Genomic DNA, 4,058 nt, shown 5'->3' with positions numbered 1-4,058 from the left:
GCGGCCGGGAGCGCGCCGTGGGCGGCGGCCCGTACCGCGTGGTGGGCATCGCCGGTCAGCGGCGCGTCGGGGTGGTATCCGGTCATCGCGGTGACGCCGGGGACGAGGTCCAGCAGGGCCGTCGTGACGACCGCGGAGTGCACGTCGATCCGCGGCAGGTACAGGGCCCGGCCGCCGGCGGCCCCGTCCAGCTCGGCGCGCGAGGGGTGACGCCGCTCGGGCCAGCGGGCGGCGTCCCAGCCGTGTCCGAGCAGAACGTCCCCGGCAGGGCGCCCGTTCGCGAACGCACGGATGAGACCGAGGGCCTCGGACAGCGTGCGGGCGCCGGAGAGGTCGAGCCCCGTCAGGGCCAGGCCGGTGGCGGTGGTGTGCACATGCGCGTCGGTGAACGCCGGGGTGACCAGGGCGCCTTCGAGATCGACGACCTCGTCCACGCCGCTCGCGAAGGCGTCGGCGGCCCCTTCGGACCCCACCCAGGCGACATGCCCGCGTTCGACGACCATCGCGGTGGCGAACGGGTCGGCGGGGCTGTGGACGTCTCCGCCGCGCAACAGCACGGTGCGGTGTTCGGGGGCGCTCTGGGGGGCGGTGCTCTGGCTCATGGGACCAGTCTCGCGCCTGTCGGCCGCCGCCCGGCCCCCGGCCCCCTCCGGAGCGGGCGGTCCGCCGTTCAGATACGCGGGGGCCTGGCCTCGTACGGGGTGGACAGGACGACGGTGGTCCGGGTGGACACGCCGGCGAGCGTGCGGATCCGGGTGAGCAGGTGTTCCAGCTCCAGCGGCGTCGCCACGCGCACCTTCAGGATGTAGTTCTCGTCCCCGGCGACGCTGTGGCAGGCCTCCAGTTCGGGCACCCCGGCGAGCCGTTCGGCGATGTCGTCCGGTGCGCTCGGGTCGAACGGCTTCACCGAGATGAACGCGGTGAGGGGCAGCCCGACGGCCTCGGGGTCGACGACCGCGGCATAGCCGCGGATCACCCCGCGCTGCTCCAGTCGGCGGACGCGCTGATGAACCGCCGAAGTGGACAGGCCCGTGGCCTTGCCCAGGTCGGTGTAGCTCATCCGCCCGTCCTTGACGAGCAACTCAACGATCTGACGGTCCAGCTCCTCCATGTGGATCAACCTATGGCCCCGGGCACCGCTCGGCACAGTCGCGCGGGCCACGGAACGGCACCTGCGGGCGGCATGTGACGAATGCCACAGGCTCACGGGTCGGTAACGGCCCGCCTCGCGGTTATCGCGATGCACGGCGGGAAGTGCTTGCTGTGGTCGAGGCCGTGGCGCCTTGTCGGCCCACCCGAGGGGGGAATTTCCATGCAGAGCCTGAAGCTCACCGAACGTACCGAACCGGAGCCTGTCGATCCGGAGCCTGTCGATCCGGACGACGACGGTAGCGCCGACGCGTACGACATGTTCGAGATGGTCCGGGTGATCTGCCCGGACTGCGCCCAGCCCATCGCGCTGCTGGCCGACGAGGACGTCCTGCCGGAGCACGCCCGGTGCCCCACACCGTGGAACCCCTTCGTCCTCACCGTCTGCGCCGGAACCGGCCGCGGCGTGAGCGACGCCCGGCCCGCGGACGAGACGCTGGAGCTCCAGGAGCAGGAAGCGGGGCTGCTGTTGACGCTCCCTCAGGGGCTCGACTGGCGGATGCAGCCCTTCTCGCACGCCGGCGGACCCGGCTCCCGTCCGCTGCGCGTGCCGCGGATGCGGCACGAGGCCGCCTGACCCGTACGCCGTACGCCCTGCCCTCAGCACCACGACGGCCCGGCCGCCGTGGTGTTGTCCGCGGTCCCGCATCCCCCGGTCACCGGCGACAGGGTGCGGGCACCCGCGAACGAGCGCTCGAATCGGCGTGGCAGTGACCCCGGCCCGCCTCGCGGCGTTGGCCCCGTATGACCACGCTGCATTCAACAGTCGGTTCGGGTCGCCGCCGTCTCGCCGTCCCCGCCTCCGAAGAATCGGTTCCGCAGCCGGGAGCGCCCGCACAGCCGCTCCCCCGCTCCACGGGTACCTCACCCATGGGCGCCCCCGTGGACCCGCCCCTCTACAGCGCGCTCCTCAGGCAGTGGGAGAGCGACGGCCGCACACTGCCGGGCCGCCGCGACCCGGAGTGGCACCAGGCCGCGGCACTGCCCCCCTGGCCCCAGGCGCCGCTGCCATTCAGCGCGTCTCGGGACCCGCGAGGTGGCGGGCGATGACCATGCGCTGGATCTGATTGGTGCCCTCCACGATCTGGAGCACCTTCGCCTCGCGCATCAGCCGTTCGACCGGGAAGTCGAGCGTGTAGCCGTATCCGCCGAGCACCTGGACGGCATCGGTGGTCACCCGCATGGCCGCGTCCGTGCAGAACAGCTTCGCCATGGCGGCCTGCCGGGAGAAGGGCTCCCCCGCGTCCCGCAGCCGCGCCGCCTCCAGATACAGCGCACGGCCGGCCTCGATCTGGGTGGCCATGTCGGCGAGCATGAACCGCAGTCCCTGGAAGTCCGCGATGGGGCGGCCGAACTGCCGCCGGTCCGTGGCGTACCGGACGGCCTCGTCCAGGGCGGCCTGGGCGACGCCGACGGCACAGGCGGCGATGCCGAGGCGCCCGGAGTCGAGCGCGGACAGGGCGATGGCGAAGCCCTGGCCCTCCTCGCCGATACGCCGGTCGTCGGCGACCCGTACGCCGTCGAAGTGGAGCTGGGCCGTCGGCGAGCCCTTCATCCCCATCTTCTTCTCGGGGAGAGCGGCGTTCAGCCCCTCGGCGTCTCCGGGGACGAGGAAGGCCGTGATGCCGCGGGGGCCCTCGACGCCGGTGCGGGCGAGCACGGTGCAGAAGTCGGCGACGCCGCCGTGGGTGATCCACGCCTTGGTGCCGGTGATGACCCACTCCTCCCCGTCACGCACGGCCTTGGTGCGCAGGGAGGCGGCGTCGGAGCCGGATGCGGGTTCGGAGAGGCAGTAGGCGCCCAGCAGGCCGCCGGAGAGCATCGCCGTCAGGTGCGTGGCGCGCTGCTCGTCGGTGCCGTATCCGGCCAGGGCGTGGCAGGCCAGGGAGTGGACGCTGACGCCGAGACCGACGGTGAGACGGGCGGCGGCCAGTTCTTCCAGGACCTGGAGGTAGACCTCGTAGGGCTGGTCACCGCCGCCGTGGGCGGAGTCGTACGGGAGTCCCAGAAGTCCGGCCTCGGACAGGAGGGTGAAGACCTCGCGGGGAAAGACTCCCGCATCCTCCTCCTCGGCCGCCCGGGGAGCGATCTCCTTCGACACGATGTCGCGGACGAGCGCGACGAGCTGCCGGGACTCCTCGGTGGGCAGACGGCGTTCCACCGGCTGCGGGGCACGGTCGGACATGACGGCGCTCTCCTCCCTGTCGGGCGTTGCGGCGGTCGCGCGCTCGGGGTCGGAGAGGCGCCGCCGGGTGATCTCCCGGAAGTGACCCGGGAAAAACAGGCTGCCCCGCCGATCCTGCCCTTCCGGATCACGGGTGGCACGGTCATCGGCTGTGGCGGGTTGAGTATGCCCGATCGAATGCCTCCCGTCACGGGGGGTCAACGCGCAGGCCGGACGGCCTGGAGAGGCCGCGGACCACCGGCGAATTGGTCCGGACCATTGACCCGACCGGCCGAGTCCTTCCGCGGTTCCGCCGAAGACCTGGCGACCATGCCGGATCGGGCGCTCCCGCCCGCCGTTCGGCCCGGGCCGTCAGAGCAGACCGAGCTGGGTGACGAGCATCGCGAACACGACCACGAAGGCCCAGCCGGCGATGTGCTCCACCAGCTTCGAGCCGTCCTCGGGGCCGCCGGTGCGCGCACGGCGGGTGTGGTGGGCGTTTCCTGCGGCGGTGGTCGCGGTCATGGCGTCTCGCTCTTCGTGCGGCTTCGGCTGGGGTCCCCCGTGACCCGACCAGAGTGCCAGGACCTCGGGCCACGGAAAACGAGATCCCGGTCACGGCCGGGCGGCCCGGGCGTCCGGGGGCTTCCCGCTCGCCCGGTGCGGCAGGGAAATCGGGCCGGGCCGGGGGACGCGGGCGGGAGCGCGCAGTGGGCGACGCCACACCTGTCTCTTATACACATCT

At 72.7% G+C, this 4,058-nt stretch carries 5 protein-coding genes; 1 reads left to right on the top strand and 4 read right to left on the bottom strand.

Annotated features, from left to right (window positions below):
* Together CR470_RS36210 and CR470_RS36205 are read right to left on the bottom strand one after the other, a co-directional pair.
* A partial coding sequence (locus tag CR470_RS36210; protein WP_143663962.1) for an amidohydrolase family protein occupies window positions 1-602 on the bottom strand: 602 nt, incomplete at its 3' end.
* Window positions 603-670: 68 nt separating this feature from the next.
* Window positions 671-1,111 (bottom strand): Lrp/AsnC family transcriptional regulator, encoded by a 441-nt coding sequence (locus CR470_RS36205; protein ID WP_010057405.1) that lies wholly within the window; start codon window positions 1,109-1,111, stop codon window positions 671-673.
* Window positions 1,112-1,312: 201 nt separating this feature from the next.
* Here CR470_RS36205 and CR470_RS36200 point away from each other — a divergent pair, with 201 nt between their 5' ends.
* Window positions 1,313-1,726 (top strand): hypothetical protein, encoded by a 414-nt coding sequence (locus CR470_RS36200; protein WP_097871852.1) that lies wholly within the window; start codon window positions 1,313-1,315, stop codon window positions 1,724-1,726.
* A gap of 435 nt (window positions 1,727-2,161) precedes the next feature.
* On the opposite strand, the gene CR470_RS36190 is transcribed toward CR470_RS36200, so the two are convergent.
* Complete coding sequence (locus tag CR470_RS36190; RefSeq protein WP_097871847.1) at window positions 2,162-3,334, bottom strand: acyl-CoA dehydrogenase family protein; 1,173 nt, start codon at window positions 3,332-3,334, stop codon at window positions 2,162-2,164.
* A gap of 351 nt (window positions 3,335-3,685) precedes the next feature.
* The gene (locus CR470_RS38945) at window positions 3,686-3,838 is read right to left on the bottom strand and encodes an SCO1431 family membrane protein (protein ID WP_107489541.1); all 153 of its coding nucleotides are present in this window, start codon (window positions 3,836-3,838) and stop codon (window positions 3,686-3,688) included.
* Window positions 3,839-4,058: the final 220 nt, after the last annotated feature.

Origin of the sequence: Streptomyces sp. rh34 (assembly GCF_002551245.1) — a bacterium.
Lineage (GTDB): Bacteria > Actinomycetota > Actinomycetes > Streptomycetales > Streptomycetaceae > Streptomyces.
The sequence above is the reverse complement of the archived record's forward strand: the minus strand, read 5'-3'. Positions and strand labels throughout refer to the sequence as shown.

Excerpts from the sequence above, each read along its gene's own strand:
- CR470_RS36205 (WP_010057405.1), bottom strand. The coding sequence starts at position 1,111 with ATGGAGGAGCTGGACCGTCAGATCGTTGAGTTGCTCGTCAAGGACGGG.
- CR470_RS36190 (WP_097871847.1), bottom strand. The coding sequence starts at position 3,334 with ATGTCCGACCGTGCCCCGCAGCCGGTGGAACGCCGTCTGCCCACCGAG.
- CR470_RS38945 (WP_107489541.1), bottom strand. The coding sequence starts at position 3,838 with ATGACCGCGACCACCGCCGCAGGAAACGCCCACCACACCCGCCGTGCG.
- CR470_RS36200 (WP_097871852.1), top strand. The coding sequence starts at position 1,313 with ATGCAGAGCCTGAAGCTCACCGAACGTACCGAACCGGAGCCTGTCGAT.